This window comes from Sporosarcina sp. CAU 1771, from assembly GCF_054482775.1.
In genome coordinates, this window is record NZ_JBTLRN010000016.1 from 56,010 (window position 1) to 71,404 (window position 15,395).

At 37.6% G+C, this 15,395-nt stretch carries 14 protein-coding genes; all 14 read right to left on the reverse strand.

The genetic code is table 11. The features are described 5' to 3' along the window. Window positions 1-9: 9 nt before the first annotated feature. Window positions 10-486 (reverse strand): DinB family protein, encoded by a 477-nt coding sequence (locus ACXYMX_RS11370; RefSeq protein WP_459044354.1) that lies wholly within the window; start codon window positions 484-486, stop codon window positions 10-12. 104 nt (window positions 487-590) lie between these two features. Continuing rightward, window positions 591-803, reverse strand: coding sequence for a hypothetical protein (locus ACXYMX_RS11375; protein ID WP_459044355.1), 213 nt, complete (start codon window positions 801-803; stop codon window positions 591-593). A gap of 239 nt (window positions 804-1,042) precedes the next feature. Next, the gene (locus ACXYMX_RS11380; protein ID WP_459044356.1) at window positions 1,043-3,295 is read right to left on the reverse strand and encodes a sensor histidine kinase; all 2,253 of its coding nucleotides are present in this window, start codon (window positions 3,293-3,295) and stop codon (window positions 1,043-1,045) included. 3 nt (window positions 3,296-3,298) lie between these two features. Next, the gene (locus tag ACXYMX_RS11385) at window positions 3,299-3,475 is read right to left on the reverse strand and encodes a hypothetical protein (RefSeq protein WP_459044357.1); all 177 of its coding nucleotides are present in this window, start codon (window positions 3,473-3,475) and stop codon (window positions 3,299-3,301) included. Then, the gene (locus tag ACXYMX_RS11390; protein WP_459044358.1) at window positions 3,453-4,145 is read right to left on the reverse strand and encodes a response regulator transcription factor; all 693 of its coding nucleotides are present in this window, start codon (window positions 4,143-4,145) and stop codon (window positions 3,453-3,455) included. Before ACXYMX_RS11390 ends, ACXYMX_RS11385 begins: the two co-directional genes overlap by 23 nt. A 140-nt stretch (window positions 4,146-4,285) precedes the next feature. Beyond that, on the reverse strand, window positions 4,286-7,549 hold the full coding sequence (locus ACXYMX_RS11395) for an ATP-binding protein (RefSeq protein ID WP_459044359.1): 3,264 nt from the start codon (window positions 7,547-7,549) through the stop codon (window positions 4,286-4,288). A gap of 178 nt (window positions 7,550-7,727) precedes the next feature. Next, complete coding sequence (locus ACXYMX_RS11400) at window positions 7,728-8,735, reverse strand: ABC transporter ATP-binding protein (RefSeq protein ID WP_459044360.1); 1,008 nt, start codon at window positions 8,733-8,735, stop codon at window positions 7,728-7,730. Beyond that, window positions 8,728-9,756, reverse strand: coding sequence for an ABC transporter ATP-binding protein (locus ACXYMX_RS11405; RefSeq protein WP_459044361.1), 1,029 nt, complete (start codon window positions 9,754-9,756; stop codon window positions 8,728-8,730). The genes ACXYMX_RS11400 and ACXYMX_RS11405 overlap by 8 nt, the downstream gene beginning before the upstream one ends. A gap of 14 nt (window positions 9,757-9,770) precedes the next feature. Next, window positions 9,771-10,694: an ABC transporter permease gene (locus tag ACXYMX_RS11410; protein WP_459044362.1), complete on the reverse strand. Its 924-nt coding sequence runs from the start codon at window positions 10,692-10,694 to the stop codon at window positions 9,771-9,773. Further along, entirely contained in the window at window positions 10,694-11,629 is a 936-nt protein-coding gene (locus tag ACXYMX_RS11415; protein ID WP_459044363.1) for an ABC transporter permease, read from the reverse strand. The genes ACXYMX_RS11410 and ACXYMX_RS11415 overlap by 1 nt, the downstream gene beginning before the upstream one ends. Before the next feature lie 118 nt (window positions 11,630-11,747). Then, window positions 11,748-13,436 (reverse strand): ABC transporter substrate-binding protein, encoded by a 1,689-nt coding sequence (locus ACXYMX_RS11420; protein WP_459044364.1) that lies wholly within the window; start codon window positions 13,434-13,436, stop codon window positions 11,748-11,750. Between the two features lie 429 nt (window positions 13,437-13,865). Continuing rightward, complete coding sequence (locus ACXYMX_RS11425; RefSeq protein ID WP_459044365.1) at window positions 13,866-14,216, reverse strand: DUF2200 domain-containing protein; 351 nt, start codon at window positions 14,214-14,216, stop codon at window positions 13,866-13,868. A 29-nt stretch (window positions 14,217-14,245) separates the two neighbouring features. Beyond that, complete coding sequence (locus ACXYMX_RS11430) at window positions 14,246-14,644, reverse strand: VOC family protein (RefSeq protein WP_459044366.1); 399 nt, start codon at window positions 14,642-14,644, stop codon at window positions 14,246-14,248. Window positions 14,645-14,781: 137 nt separating this feature from the next. Then, the gene (locus ACXYMX_RS11435) at window positions 14,782-15,144 is read right to left on the reverse strand and encodes a hypothetical protein (protein WP_459044367.1); all 363 of its coding nucleotides are present in this window, start codon (window positions 15,142-15,144) and stop codon (window positions 14,782-14,784) included. Window positions 15,145-15,395: the final 251 nt, after the last annotated feature.

The following is a 15,395-nucleotide window of genomic DNA, read 5'->3' on the forward strand; positions in this document are numbered from 1 at the left end:
GGATTTAAACTACTCACTTTCGATTACTTGCCTGAGACCTTGAATTAATCCTGAGTGAGTTGCTTCGTGCCAACTCATGAAGTACAGAACTTCCTCAAGTGTATTCATTTGTTGAACTTTCGCAATGGTAACTGGCACTACTAGCGTTTCTGAAACTCTATCACCTACTATTGATTCGAATCGTTCGTTTTGTGTTTTCAAAGCTTTTATAAGCGCTTCTATAGAAGGCGGTTCTTGATCCCATGTTTCTGGACGTGTACCTGCAGCGAAAAAGGAATTCCACTCTGGGTATGCTTTTTCATAATCTGCAATAGCTCTTCCTATCAAATACTCCGAAGTTACTAAAACGTGCCCTACATTCCAACGAATCGTATTACTAAATCCCGCTGGCTGAACATCCCATGACTCTTCAGTAGACTGTTTAAGACGACTTAGTGTAAACCCTCTCGCTAACTTCAATTGAGCAAATGCTCCCAAATCTATCATTCCCTTCCACCTATTGGTACAATTGTATTTTATCAGAATACATTGAATAATAAAAGCAACCACTACTTTTATTAAGTAGGGTTGCATAGTTAACATCTTCTATTTTAAGACTTCCGATTCATTTTGTTATCACTGTAAGCGGAAGGCCTATGTTCACCATTTAATTCCGTTACTTTATACGTCAATTCATTCGTTACATCCGACTGCGAAGGGTCTGCTAGAGGCAACTCATCAGGATCCACTTTCCCAATTCCTTCTCTTGTACGATTTAAATTATAATCCTCTTTGTTCGGATACTTGCCTTCTCTAATTGTCATAATATTCTGCCCCCTTATTTGAATTATACACTATTTACCTTGATTATGCTATAAAACAGCTCTATATTTATTAATTTTGCCATAATTTAAAGCTTCAATACCTACGACTTTTGTGCGCTGCTTATTTCCCCATAAAAAGTAGTATATGCAAATACACCCTACTTCTATTCAACAACACGATAAAATAGCTAACCCATTCACCTTAGGAGATGCGAATGAGTTAGCCTCTATTGTTTTATTCAATAAATCGTCGGTACAGTTACACTAACTTTAAACAAATCCCCGTCCACTTCGATTTCCATTTTCCCATCATGCATTTCAACAATCGATTGGGCAATGGCTAAACCTAGTCCTGATCCATCGGTATTTCTAGATGTATCCGCCCTTTTAAATCGTTCGAACAACTCATCCACGTTTTCACCGAGTTCGTACTTTGTAATGTTTTTGAATACAAATTCAGCATTTCCATTAACCTCAACCAACGTAATATACACGCGAGTACCAGGTAAGGAGTATTTAATGGCATTGACAATTAAATTATCAAGAACGCGCCACCAACGCTTCCCATCAACATGTGCAATAAGTGGAACTTCTGGAAAGGTCATTCGGAAATCTAGACCCGACGTTGAAACTTCTCCCTCATGTTCAGCAAGAGCTTGTTGAAGTAGTTGTGTTAAGTCAACCCGTTGCTTATGCAATTCTAAATTCCCACTAGCCATTTTGGATACTTCAAATAGATCTTCAATCAGAGTTTTCAAGCGTTGTGATTTCTTATCTAAAATATCTACATATTTTAAACGTTCTTCTTTAGATAATTCTTCAGCTTTCAATAAATCCGTGTACGTAATAATCGATGTTAAAGGTGTTCTTAAATCATGACTTACATTAGATATCAACTCTGTTTTCAGTCGTTCACTTTTTGCTTGTTCCGTCATCGATTTCCGTACACCTTCACGAAGATTATTTAGATTAGCAGCATGTGTAGCTAAAGCTGATTTCCCTTCCACACGAATTTCCTGGTGAAGTCGCCCGTGTGCCATTTCCTCGGTTGATTTAATAATGCGACTCAAATATGCCGACCTTCTTAACAAGATAAACAACACAGGTAAAGCTACGAAAAGAACGGCAGGAATATATACGAGTAGAAGAACCGGCGCTAGCATACAAGCGACGAAACCAATTCCCGCCAAGAATACACCAACAAGTAGGATAACCGTTTGTACCCCAATCGATTTCTTCAGGAACATTTCTTGAAGTGAGGTCCAAAACTTATACGTATAACTCGTTGCAAAATCCTGTTTGATTTGATTTTTATTTTTTAACCGTTCCACAATATTCACTAGTTGAAAAACTGTCACTGTAAGCAGAATGACTAATATTCCAAATTCAAATAATCGATCAATCCACACGCCAATACTTGTCACAAAGAAATAGTATCCATAGTGCTCGCTGTTCATATAGACAGCGAATAAAGTTACGTAGCTTGAAAATAAGAGCAACGCCAACTTCGTATCGATTTTTAGTTTGTCATAATAGTGCTTGAATTCAATTTCTGTAGCCCACTCTTTTTGGAAACGAAGCTTTGTGAGTAAAGTTGCTAACGCTAAAGCACCTAAAATCCAAATCATATAAAGAATGTATTTTGCTTTATTAAAATTTGCAACTCGAATTCCTAGATTTCCCTCTTTTAATGCCTGTTTAGGAACAATGACCGTTCCTTCGTACAATCGAAATGAATCTTTGACTACATTTTGCAGGCCATATTCTTCTGCTGACTCTGTAAGAACTTCATCTTTATTAAAGTAATTATAATAGCGCCCTAAATCTGTAATCTCTAATACTGCATCTCCATACGCTCCGTATCTAGTGATAGAACCTGCTCGAAGCAATCCATTCGCTTCGTTAAATGACTTTTTATAAGCGGCTGGGACGTCTAGATTACCCGAAGTAAAAGTCTCGCCCGTTTCTACATCCGTAAATTTATATCGAAACGGAATTGTCCATTGTTCAGAAGTTCCTATATTTTCAAGATAATCATCTATAACTTTCGATTTCTCGGTCCTGATTTTCGCTTCGACATGCGCATCATCTTCAAAGTTTTTTTGAATATCCACAATTTTTGTATCGCGCTCTTTTTTTAGTACAGCAGCCACTTCTTCATTTGAACTGGATTCCGCTGCTTCAATCTCATGTTCATATTGAGTTTGTATGCTTCTAATCTGATCAGTAAGAGATCCATACCTTGTGCGGTGTTCTTCTATTTCCCGTTGCGTAACAGGTATTTTCTTTTTCAATTCTTCAGGGTCGATTGGATTCAACACCATAGGTCCGATATTCTCATAAAACACGTTGACTTCTTCTTTGAATTCGGACGTGTCTATATAACTTTTACCAATATACATAGGCCCTTGTTGAATGATTGAAAAGAATGCGATTAGGAAAATCGCAACGAATGTAGCCCACAAAACAGGAAGCCATCGGTTGTTTTTCATCTATTAGACGCCCCCTTTAAAAAATCTTGCCAATTGTGCGATTGCTCGACTTGACCGAAGTGCACCTTCATTTAACATCTCGTAAATATAGGTAATGCAAAAACCTATCGTAACGACCCCAATACTAAGTGCGAGGAGGGACCAGACTAGTGACCAATTATTTTTCGATTTTGTAGCCAACGCCCCACACCACCTTTACGTATCTCGGGTTTTTGGGATCCGCTTCAATTTTCTCACGAATCTTTCGAATGTGTACTGCCACGATGTTTTCAGCATTGTACGCGGCTTCGTTCCACACACGTTCATAGATTTCATTAATCGAAAATACGCGCCCTACATTTTTCATAAGTAACTCTGTAATTTTATATTCAATCGGAGTTAGCTTTACGGCCACATCGTCCACTAAGACTTCTTTTGCCTCTTCATCTAACGTTAACCCGTCAATAACAATCTTTTGTTGCTGTCCATCATACGTACCCAGTTGAACATAACGCCTTAGTTGTGATTTAACACGAGCCATTAATTCCATCGGATGAAAAGGTTTCGTTACGTAATCATCTGCACCTACAGATAACCCATGAATCTTATCAGAGTCCTCTGATTTCGCACTTAGCATAATTATTGGGATATTGCGTGCTTCCCTTATTTTGAACGTCGCTGTAATCCCGTCCATATTAGGCATCATAATGTCGAGGATGAGAAGATGAACCTCGCTTTCCTCGAGAAGTTCAAGCGCTTCTTTCCCATCAGCCGCCTTCACAACGTTATACCCCTCATTTTTTAAATAGATTTCAATCCCGTCCCGTATATCTTGATCATCATCTGCTACGAGCACTGTGAATTTAGTCATCTACCGCACCTCACTTTTCCAACTCTCTACTACCAATTGTAACCGACGAATCTTAACAATCACCATTGATAACTATGAAGAATTTCTTAAGATGGTCGAGTCGAAACTGTTTTTTAATTAAATATAAAAAAGCCACGCAATTACGTGACTTTCTTCGCTTCTTTTTGAATCGGTATAGATAAATAAAAGATGCTTCCTTCATTTACCTTACTCTCCGCCCATACTTCACCATTATGACTATGAATAATTTCCTTAACAATTGCAAGGCCAAGTCCCGTACCACTCTGTCGAATTGCTGTAGGTGAGGGGACTCCTTTATAAAATCGTTCAAATAGAACAGATAGATTTTCTTCAAATATTCCGTACCCATTGTCTTCAATCTTTATTACTAATTGATAGTCTTCAGCACTTATTTTTGCCGATATAGATAGTACTCCATCCTCTGGAGCTGTATATTTAACTGCATTTCGAACTAAATTTGAAATAACTTGGTCCATTCGTTCCGTATCAATTAAACACATATACTCTTCCATATGCTTGTCATTCTCAAGTAGACATGGTTTTCTTTCACTTTGTAAAACATCCATTTCAAACTTATCAAATGTCCTTTCAAGCCATTCATACACATTTACCATCTTCATATTCAGGCTCGTTTGACCTGCTTCGAGCTTAGATAAATCAAATAAGTCATCGATAAGTCGATTCAACACTTTGATTTTATCATACACGAGATTACCAAAATACGAGTCGTCCGATGTTACAAGTCCTTGCTGGATTGCTTGCATATAGCCGTGAATTAGCGTTACGGGTGTCCCTAACTCATGTGCAATATTTGCTAAAAGTTCACGTCTAGCCGTTTCCATAACAATTAAATCCTCATTCATTGTTGTCAAATCGATATTGGCAACCTCAAGCGCTTCCGTACGTTCTTTAACCTTCTCTTCAAGCCGAAGATTCACGTTTTGCAGCTCTCGGTTTAAATCTTTTAGGCGCACTAAAGTTTTTACCCGAGCAATCAACTCTTCTTTATCACAAGGCTTTGATAAATAATCATTTGCACCGACTTCAAAAGATGTTATTTTATCACGAACCTGACTTTTTGCCGTTAGCATTAGAATCGGTAATTCCATTAAGGAATACTTCTTCCGCAGTCGTTTACATACTTCAAAACCTGATACTTTCGGCATCATGATATCTAGAATAAGTAATTCAATGGATTGCTCCTCAACTATCCGTAACACTTCTTCCCCATTTGAAGCCGTAATTACTGTGTATCCTTCTAGTGAGAGTTGATTCATCAGGACTTGTAAATTTACTGGTTCATCGTCAGCAACAAGAATCTTAACCGCTTTTGAAGAGAATTGAATATCAGGTGTAGATACTTCAAAGCCCTCTTCAACATAGATGTCTTCTGATAGCACGACATCTGCGACAACTTCCTGGTCTACCTGGATAGGTAGTGTAAAACTAAATGTTGAACCTACGCCAACTTTTGATTTCACTTCGATTTCCCCACCATGTAGGGCTACTAGTTGTTTCGTAATACTAAGGCCTATACCCGTCCCTCCTACTTCTCTGGAAAGGGATACATCACCTTGTGTAAAAGGAGCGAATATTTTTTCTAGTTGATGTTTTGGTATTCCTCTTCCTGTATCCGAAACATTTATTTTTACATATCCAGCTTGAAGTTCTGCCGAAACAACCACACTTCCGTTTGTCGTGTATTTAATGGCATTGCCAATTAAATTATAGAAAATTTGTTGGAGACGATTTTGATCCGCAATGACGATTGGTAAAGAATGATCTATTGAGTTTACTAGTTTAACGGTCCCTTCTTTTACTAGTGGTTGGCAAATCATAAATATAACATCCGTAATTCTAGCTAGATCGACGGGTTTTAGGTACACATCGAGTGAATCATGTTTTAACTTAGAAAAATCCAATATATCATTTATTAAATGAGTGAGTCGATTCCCACTGTGAATAATAATAGATAGTTGATCACTCATTCCTTTTGATACACGCCCCGTAATACCATCTCGTAAAGATTCTGCTATTCCAATCATCCCATAAAGAGGTGTACGTAATTCATGCGATGTAATGGCCAAAAATTCATCTTTCAGCTCATCAGCTTTTTGCAAGCTTTCCATCGCTAATTCACGACTGACTTTCAGCTCTAATTCCGCTTGCTCTTTTTCAGCGCGCATAATGTTTATTTTGTCTGCGAGCGCCAAAGAAAGTAAGACTACCTCAATTGCTAGAGTCGCTTGTCCGGCATAGTCTGTAAGTATGGAATAAGGGATGACCGAAGCTCTTTCAAGAATTGTTACAAATACACCGATTAAGAAGAAGAGCCAACCAACTATGAAAAAACGTGCCTGTCTTGCGCCTCGTTTCAAACAAATAAATGCGACACTTAAGACCATAAAAAACGTACTTAATGTACTTAAAAGCATGATATTCAATGCGGCAATTGGAGAGATAAATAAAACCATGATAACTACAACATTTAAGCTCATCAAAACATAAGAAATCATTTTGAATCGATAATAGTATCGATCCGTGTCTAAGAAACTCCTCGTAAACAATAAAATGAAGATACACGCCACACTGACCAAAAATGGAGTAGCAATGACGTTCCAAGAAGGGGAATTCGGCCATAAATATTGAAACGCTAATCCATTCGTTGCTAATTGTCCTAGTAGTGTACTAGTAATCACTAAAACATAGTAGAGATAACTAGAGATTCTTAAGCTAAAGTATAGAAATAAGTTATATAATATCATGACAGAAATCATGCCATAGAAAAATCCTAAAAGACTGAATTCCATTTGTGTTTTTTCAATAAAAGAATTCGAATTCCATATATTTATTGGAGGATGCATGGCACCTGGGCCAAGTACTCTAACGTAATACGTTTTCTGTTTTCCATGATCTACTGCCAAATTAAAAACGAAGTTTCGATGTTCAATTTCTTTTTCCGTGAACGGATGATTGGATCCAGCACTTTGCAATTCGGTAATTCCTGATTCATCTTCTGAAAAAATGTCAATCTCATAGATAATCGGAAAAGCTAGCTCCAACAACCAATCTCTTTGTATAGACCGATTGTCTACTGAAAAACGAATCCAAGTAACCTTTTCAAAAAAACCACCCTGCTGGTTTACTCGTTCAGCACGTATAAAGTTCTCCTTTAACTCCTCAGAAGTAATGTCGTCAATCGTAAGGTTTTTCTTTTTATCATCCAGCATATAAAGCGACGAATAGACATTTACTTTTTTCGTTAAAGAATGCAAAATAAGCATGTCGTTTTTATTTTCTTTTGCTTCAATCGGCAAAAGAAATGTAAAAAACAGCATACTGAGAATTATTATAAAAACTCCAACTGCTAAACGTTTATACATAATGAATACCACCTTACATATGTATAAATAACCATAGTTCGAATATTCTATTTAATGTAGTTAGTATAGTATAACTCATTAATGGATATTCAGGGAAATTATATTTTACTAAAGGATCTACACTACTCTTTCATCTAAAAAAAATACGGTCCCAATCTATTAGACCGGGACCGCATTACTACTCTACTCTAGCTTTATGTTCAGCATTGTATTCATCGTCATATAAATGACACGACACCCAATGCTCTTCCTTATATTCAGTTAATACTGGCCTAACTTGACTACATACATCCATTGCTAAAGGGCACCTCGTTCTGAATCGACAACCACTAGGAGGGTCAATAGGGCTTGGAATATCCCCGTCAATCAAGATTCGCTCCCTGTTCCTCTCCACCTCTGGATCTGATACAGGAATCGCGCTTAGTAAGGCTTGCGTATATGGATGCATCGGATCTTCATATAAATCTTTACTCGTCGCGATTTCAGCCATATTCCCCAAGTACATTACCCCTACACGATCGCTAATGTGCTTAACCATCGACAAATCATGTGCGATGAACAAATAGGTTAATCCGCGTTCAACTTGTAGTTTCTTCAATAGATTTACAACTTGCGCTTGAATCGAAACGTCTAAAGCTGAAATCGGTTCATCAGCCACGATAAATTCAGGGTCAACCGCCAAAGCACGCGCAATGCCTATGCGTTGACGCTGTCCTCCACTAAATTCATGTGGATAACGATTCCCGTGATCACCGTTTAAACCTACTGTTTCAAGCAATTCAATTACACGTGCATTACGTTCTTCCTTCGTTTTAGCCAACTCATGAATATCAATACCTTCTGCAATGATATCCTTTATCGTCATTCTAGGATTCAGGGAAGCGTAAGGATCTTGGAAAATCATTTGCATACTGCGATTAAATTTCTTTAACTCTTTTTTGGATTTTTTCGCATGTACATCTTCACCTTGAAACTTCACTTCACCTTCAGTAGCTTCATAAAGGCGCATAATTGTTCGACCAGCAGTAGATTTACCACAACCGGACTCTCCTACCAACCCAAATGTTTCCCCTTTATAAATATCAAACGTAATGCCGTCCACTGCCTTCAATATACTTTTTCGATCCATTCGAAAATGCTTTTTCAGCTCTTTAATCTCTAGTAATTTTTCTCTACCTTTATCCATGAGCTCTTGCACCTCCAACAATGGCCGATTCAGGAATCTCTACTTTAGGCGAACGCTCATCTAATAACCAACAAGCTGTCTTTTGCGTTTCAGATAACTTTGTGTAATCTGGCATATGTTCCTTACAAACTTTCATTGCATAAGGACATCTTGTTACAAAAGGACAGCCTTTGGGAGGATCAGAGAGATCTGGCGGTGATCCTGGAATCGCTTGCAATTCTTGTCCTTGGTTCTCTAATTTGGGCATTGAACCTAATAAGCCCCACGTATAAGGATGTTTTGGATTATAAAATATCTCGTCAACATTACCCGTTTCAACAATTTTTCCACCATACATAACTGCAACCCGATCCGCTGCGTTCGCAACAACTCCCAGGTCATGCGTAATTAGAATAATTGCCGTTCCTGTTTGTTCTTGAATATCACGCATTAATTCAAGTATTTGGGCTTGAATCGTTACGTCAAGAGCAGTAGTTGGCTCATCTGCAATTAAGATTTTTGGGTTACAAGCAAGTGCAATCGCGATCATTGCTCGCTGTCTCATCCCACCTGAATATTGATGAGGATACTGATTGATACGTGTTTCTGGATTTGGAATACCAACCAATTTCAATAATTCAATTCCACGTAAATGTGCCTGTTTTTTCGATAACTTTTGATGTTTAATCAAACCTTCTCCGATTTGTGCTCCAATACGCATTGTAGGGTTGATTGATGTCATCGGATCTTGGAAAATCATACTTATATCTTTCCCACGTATATTTTGCATTTGCTTTTCTGACTTCTGTGTTAAATCTTCTCCGTTAAATACTATGGACCCACCCGTGAACTTTCCAGGAGGCATAGGAATTAAACCCATAACAGAGTAGGCAGTTACACTTTTACCAGACCCTGATTCACCAACAATCGCTAGCGTCTCTTTTTCATTTAATTCAAAAGAAACTCCTCGAATCGCTTGAACATCGGGGCCGTACGTTTCAAATGACACAGCTAAGTCTTTAACCTCTAATAGTTTATTCATTTTGCATCCCTCCTTTATTTGCGTTCTTTCGGATCCACTGCATCTCTTAACCCATCTCCAATGACGTTAAATGCTAAAATCGTCAAACAGATGAAAAATGCTGGAAAAAAGAGTTGGTATGGATAATACTCGAAGGCAGATAAAGCATCACTTGACATCGTACCCCAACTTGCTTGTGGAGCAGGTACACCTAAACCAAGATAACTTAAAAATGCTTCAGTAAAAATAGCCGTCGGAATTGTTAATGTTAGTGTAACAAGGATAGGGCCAAGCGTATTTGGAATTAAATGCTTAGTCAATAACCTTGTATTACTGGCCCCTAATGAACTGGAGGCCATAACGTATTCCTCGCCTCTCAGCTGCATGACCTGACCACGTACAATCCGAGCCATACTTATCCACCCGGTTATGGTCATCGCAATAATCATCGTCCATAATCCTTTTGGCATAATGACCATCAATAAAATAACAACAAGTAAATAAGGAACGCCGTATAAAATATCTGCGATGCGCATTAAATACTCATCGACTCTGCCACCGAAGAATCCAGCTACTGAGCCCCAAATTACGCCGATAACTAAATCAATCAACGAAGCCATCAAACCAATAAATAGGGATATTTTTGCACCATACCAAGTTCTAGCAAATACATCTCTACCCAAGTTATCTGTACCAAACCAATGGTCAGCAGACGGCGCTTTATTCGCATTCATTAAATTTGTTTTATCATACGTATGTCCAGAAATCGGTTCACCTATGAGAGCCATAATTGCCAATAATAAAATGACAACTACACCAAAAAGGGCTAGCTTATTCTTTCTAAACCTACGCCAAGCATCCAACCAAAAGGAAGTACTTTTACCCGCAATTTTTTCAGATTCCTCATGGTCTTTTTCAATCAACTCAAAATCTGAATCTTTCAAATGTATTTGTGTCATTATTGATTAGCCCCCCTTCCAGTAACCTTAATCCGTGGGTCAATCAATCCATAAATTATATCTACAATTAAAATCGAAATTAGTAGGATAACACTGTAGAATACAGTCGTTCCCATAATAACTGTATAATCCCGGTTCGTAATACTTACTACGAACTCGTTTCCTAGACCCGGAATAGCAAATATTTTCTCGATAATGAAACTTCCTGTTAGTACACCTGCAACGAGTGGCCCCATATAGGAAACAACCGGAAGAATCGCATTTCGTATTGCATGTCGGTAAATTACGACTTGCTCACTTAATCCTTTAGACTTGGCAGTTTTAATATAGTCTGCATTCAGTACATCTAACATACTTGAACGCATTAATCTGGCAATAAATGCAAGTGGCGTTGTCGCTAAAGCAAATGCTGGCAATATCGTATGTGCGAATGACTCAAATCGTGCTAATGGAAGGACTTTCAATTCCATTGCAAAAATATATTGAAGAATCGTCGCCAAAATAAAGCTTGGCACTGAGATTCCCAATATCGCTACGATCATGATGGTGTAATCTCCCATCTTGTTATGCCGGATGGCAGCATATGCCCCGAATATCACGCCTAAGCCAAGGGCAATAAAAATTGCCTCAAGTCCCAAGATAAGAGAAACAGGGAAACTTCTTTTTATTATATCCGTTACTTCTTGACCTTCATATTTAAAGGAAGGACCAAAGTCTAATTTAACTGCATTGATTAGATAGTTAAAATATTGTTCGTGAATCGGATCATTTAAACCATATGCTTCATTCATTTGCGCTTCAATAGCTGGAGAAGTCTTCCGCTCAGAAGTAAATGGACCTCCTGGAGCTAATTTCATTAAGCCAAAAGTAATTGTAATGATGAAAAAAAGAGAAAGAAGAATATAACCTACTCTTTTAAGTAAATATCTAGCCAAGCGCTTACACCTCCGTAATTCCTCGATGCTTACTTTCATCTTTTTAGACAAAAAATAGGGAGTGAGAACTAATCACCCCCTATAAATCCTATAAACATCTATTGTCTTTCAAAAAATCTTACTTACCGTCGATATAGCCCCACTTATACTGAACTAAACCAAGTGGTGATACTTCAATATTTTTAACATATTCTTTGTTTGTCCAAACGTTCGTGTAGTTATAAACAGGTGCGATTGGAAGAGCTTCCATGAAAATCGCTTCAGCATCACGTAGTAATTGCTCACGTGCAGCTGGATCTGTTTCTGCTCTAGACTTTTTCAGTAAATCCTGGTACTCAGCATCTTCCCAGTTCGTATAGTTGTTTCCGCCAACCGTTTCAAAGATTTCAAGGAAGTTGATAGCATCGTTAAAGTCAGCTAACCAACCCATACGACCAACTTGGAAATCTCCTGATCCCATTGAATCTAGATATACGCCCCACTCTTCGTTATGAAGCTCTACATCAACACCAAGATTTTCTTTCCACATATCTTGAACTGCTTGTGCGATAGAACCATGTGCTTCACTTGTGTTATAAGATAGTTTAACTGGTGGCAACTTGTCCAAACCTAGTTCTTCTAATCCTTTTGCCAATAGTTCTTTCGCGCCTTCAACATCGTTATCTTTGAAATAACCTGTTGCATTTTCTTCAAAGATTGAAGGTGGTACTAATGCCATTGCTGGTAATTGCTCTGCTTGTGTAATGTTGTCTACAATACCTTGACGGTTGATTGCAGAAGCAAAAGCTTTACGAATGTTAAGGTTGTTAAATGGTGCTTCTTCTACGTTGAATGCATAGTAATAAACTCCTGCAAGTGTAGAAATGTTAAGAATTCCATCTTTTTTGTAAGCTGGGATAGCTGCCAATGGAATTGAATCCGTTGGTGATCCTAACCAGTCGATGTCGCCATTGTCATACATTTGTTTTGCCGTATTCTCATCTTCAACCATGAACATATTAATAGTTTCTAATTGTACTGTGTCAGCATCCCAATATCCAGGATTTTTCTCAAGTACAACTTTATCTTTATGCTTCCATTCTTTCATTAAGAAAGGACCGTTTGTTACATAGTTATCAGATACATCTTGTGCCCATCCTGGGTTTGCTGATCCTAGTTCATGATGAACCGGGAAGAACGTGTAGAATGCTGTTAACTCTAAGAAATAAGCAGTTGGTTGCGCAAGTTCTACAATAAGTGTTTTATCATCTTCAACTGTAATACCGATATCGTCTGCAGAACCGCCTTCTTCTTTAGCAGCTTGTGCACCTTTGATCATATACAATTGGTAAGCATAGTCAGTTTCTACGTTTGCAGGATCAAGTACCCATTTCCATGCAAACTCAAAGTCCTTAGCTGTTACAGGATCTCCGTTTGACCATGTTGCATTTTCACGAATTTTAAACGTATAAGTCATTCCATCCTCAGACATTTCTGCCGATTCTGCCATAGCTTCTTCAATTACGCCTTCTTGGTTAACGCGCATTAAACCTTCAAATGTTTGGTTTAATACTGCACCAGAAGTTGTATCTGTTGCTAGACCTGGATGTAGTGATGGTGGCTCAGTTCTGATGTTTACGTTAAGCGTCTGATCCGAAGATTCTGAAGCTTCACCTTCATCTTTTGGCTCTTCCTTATCTGTCTCTTCAACCTTATCAGGATCCTCTTTACTCGTATCCTTTTCCTTGTCGTCTCCGCTACAAGCCGCTAGTACTAAACTCATCATTAGTACCAAAGCTAGTAAAAACGACCACTTTTTCAATTTCATAAATCAATACCCTCCCCGTTTTTTTACTTTCTTTTGCAAAGGTTTAAATCACCTTACTTGTTATCATACTATGGATATTCTAATATTCCAACTACTTTTTAAAAAATATTTCAATATTGTTTATACTCTAAGTAATTGGGTTTTAAGCGCTTTCAAGTTCAACTCCTAATAATAACGATATTGCTTATTCTTACGTTAGCTAAACGCTTAATGAATAGCTTGCTGCATTTCAAACATTTTTAGTAACTCTATTTCTATCTATTTCATGAAAAACTTAAAAGTATATTGGAATACGTTAACACTATGAATAAAATACGAATTGACCTGATCGCTTCTAATTAAACATTATCCTATTCTTAGAGATGAAAAAAGGCATTCACATAAATACAGGAATGCCCCTAAAGATATATAGCGTACTTTAAATAATGATTATGATCGCAAGATTTTTTCCATTGCTTTACCTTTTGCTAACTCATCAATCATCTTGTCTAAATAACGAATTTCTCGCATCGTCGGTTCTTCAACATCCTCAACTCGGACACCACAGACCACACCTTTAATTAACAAGCGTGAAGGATTCAGTTGAGTTGCTTCTGCAAAGAAGTTCTCTATAGTTATTTCCTTTTCCAATTGCGCATCTAACTCTTCTTGGCTATAACCCGTCATCCAACAAATGATTTCATCGACTTCAGATTTTGTTCGCCCTTTTTTCTCTACTTTCAAAATATAACAGGAATAAATTTTTGCTGCGCTCATTGAATAAATTTGATGTTTGCCCATGATACCCTCCAAAAATGCCTTTTTGCTAATTACTCCGGCAAGTTCAACTGCCACGATATGCCAAACTGGTCAACGAGCCATCCGAACCTTTTGCTGAACCCATAGTTATCTATAGGCATGAGTGCTGTGCCCTTTTGCATCATTTCATTATAAAGGTTGTCAATTTCCTTTTCTGTGTCACAAGTTAAATAGATAGAAAAAGACGGAGTAAACGAAAACTCATGATTAATATGGCTATCGATACACATGAACTCCTGCCCCTTTAACGAAAACACAGCTTGTACAACAGTTCCTTCTTCACCAGGTCCTTCTGCACCGTATCGAGTAATGCTTTTTATTTCTGAATCCTCGATTAATGATGTGTAGTAATTCATTGCCTCTTCTGCAATACCGCCTTGAAACATTAAAAATGGAATTACGTTCTTCATAGTTAACTTTCCTTTCTTCTTATAAACTATATTTTTGTTTCTTGAGCCTACACCTCGAAAATCACCTACAATAAAAGCAGCTTTTCTACACAAGAAAATTTTCTCTTAACGATTGGACGATTTCAATTTATCTTTAATTAGTTTAGACGGTTCTCTAAAGATTGAATAGCCATCTTAATCGCAGTTAAGCGACGTTCAATTAATGTTTTTTGAGAGCTTCCCTGTTTAGCAGTTGCTAACTGCTGTTCAATAGAAGGAATAAGGTTTCGCAAAATATCTTTAGAAATCAATATAGTTTCTGCATCATAGAAAAATTCACCAGTATTCCAATTCTCTTTGAGGCTTTCTAAACCGACTTTTATAGCGTTTCTTCTTTTTTCAACAAGTGTTGTATTTGAACCTTTTTCGGTCATACTCTTATAAGCAGTTGCAAGCTTATTAAAAGTCGACTCCAAGGATTTAATGGACAACGCTTGGACTTCTTTACGAACAGTCCTCAAGTACAAACACCTATCTTTCACTTTAGCGATCGGTATTTCTTTACTTCCGCCAAAAACTCTTACATTCTGCTTTATCTTGAATATTAAACTCAATTATTTTCTTAAGTGAGTCAATTTCATAATTCCAAGCCCTTACATACCAAGGGTTTCTAGGCATAAAAAATAGAGCACCTCCCCAAATCCTGTATAATGTAAGTTACCACACAAACATAAAGACAGGAGAGAGTGCCCTTATGTCCATTATACGACAA